This is a genomic window from Serratia sp. 506_PEND (assembly GCF_001076875.1).
In the GTDB taxonomy this organism is placed as follows: domain Bacteria; phylum Pseudomonadota; class Gammaproteobacteria; order Enterobacterales; family Enterobacteriaceae; genus Serratia; species Serratia marcescens.
The window spans coordinates 1-1,518 of sequence record NZ_JVEL01000174.1; the positions used below are offsets into that span (position 1 = coordinate 1).

Annotated in this window: 3 pseudogenes; 2 read left to right on the forward strand and 1 reads right to left on the reverse strand. The window is 47.0% G+C overall.

Annotated elements, in window-relative coordinates:
• Positions 1–195: 195 nt before the first annotated feature.
• Positions 196–893, forward strand: a pseudogene (locus tag ADK28_RS04235) (tyrosine-type recombinase/integrase); the annotation flags it as partial.
• Positions 869–1,066 (forward strand): annotated as a pseudogene (locus tag ADK28_RS29735) (integrase core domain-containing protein); the annotation flags it as partial. The pseudogenes ADK28_RS04235 and ADK28_RS29735, both read left to right, overlap by 25 nt.
• A gap of 32 nt (positions 1,067–1,098) precedes the next feature.
• On the opposite strand, the pseudogene ADK28_RS29740 reads toward ADK28_RS29735, so the two are convergent.
• Positions 1,099–1,355 (reverse strand): annotated as a pseudogene (locus tag ADK28_RS29740) (DDE-type integrase/transposase/recombinase); the annotation flags it as partial.
• Positions 1,356–1,518: the final 163 nt, after the last annotated feature.

Here is a 1,518-nt window from a genome sequence, read left to right on the forward strand (position 1 = left end):
TATGTCACTGGTTCGAGTCCAGTCAGAGGAGCCAAATTCTTATTTTCATGCCGCTTCGCGAATCCCTATGCAATTATAATTCAATAAGTTAGCGTGAAAAGTCTTCCCGATGCATTTTCAGTTTTCCCTTCGCATCGGGAAAATTTGGTGGTCAGATTTGGGGTCCAGTTGGTTCGATGACGGAATGCCCCCCAAATGTCTCTTAACGATTCAAAAATCCGCAACTTAAAACCATCCACAAAACCCTTCAAAGTCTCCGATTCATACGGTCTATACCTTTTGGTCAATCCAGGCGGTTCACATCTCTGGTATCTCAAATATCGCATCAATAAAAAAGAATCGCGCCTCGGCTTAGGGGCCTATACTGCAGTATCTTTGGCCGACGCTCGTCAGCAGCGTGATGGTATCCGTAAATTGCTGGCGCAGAATATCAATCCAGCTCAACAGTGCTCTGCTGAGAGAGCCACTGCCTCACCAGAGGAAACCTTCAAATCAGAGGCGCTAAGTTGGCATAAAAGCAACAGAGCATGGTCGGAGAACTATGCAACCCGCCTGCTTGCCAGAATGAACAATCATATCTTCCCGATAATTGGACAACTGCCAGTCACAGAACTGAAAACCCGCCATTTCATCGACCTGCTGAAAGGGATTGAGAAAAAAGGTCTGCTGGAAGTGTCGGCACGCACCAGGCAGCATATGTGCAATATCATGCGTCATGCCGTGCATCAGGAGTTGATAGAACATAATCCGGCGGCCAATCTGGAGGGTATCATCGCCCGCCCATTAAACACCACTACCCTGCCCTTCCGCTGGAGAAACTACCGGAACTGTTGACTCGCATTGAGGACTACAAGCAAGGGCGAGAATTAACCCGTTTATTGAATCATTTAACGGCAGCCTGCGGGACGAATGTCTGAACATTCACTGGTTTCTGTCACTGGAAGGTGCGCAGGACAAACTCGACAACTGGAGCAGGGAATACAATCATGAGAGAACACATTCATCATTAAATCACATGACTCCGGCTGAATTTATCCGAAGTCTCCAGAAAGATGAAGATCTCTGATTTAGCATTGCATTGATTTTGGGCCAGGGTCAGGCATTATCCAAGCAGTTGCCATACTGGCTCGTGCTCGGGGCCAGGTTATTGGCCTACAGAAGCGCTGCCAGTTGTCGCTGCCGTATCGACTGCCCTAGTCTGAATGCAAGATAACCTCACCGTCCGGTTTTCGTCGCCACAGGGCCACCATAAGCGCATCCAGCGCCAGTTCGCGTGAGAGAGTGGGTATCATTGACCAGCTAACTACATTCCGGATGAAGAGATCGATGACGACTGCCACATACAGCCAGCCCTGTCAGGTACGATTGAACTAATCATTACTCTAAAAAGTTTAGCGATTCACCTCTTCCATGAACCCTAAGAGATCCATTTTGAATTTTCCATAAATGATTTCGTATGGTAGCTTAGACCTATCATAATTAACCACATTAATAAGGAATTCATCATAGGTCATAAAT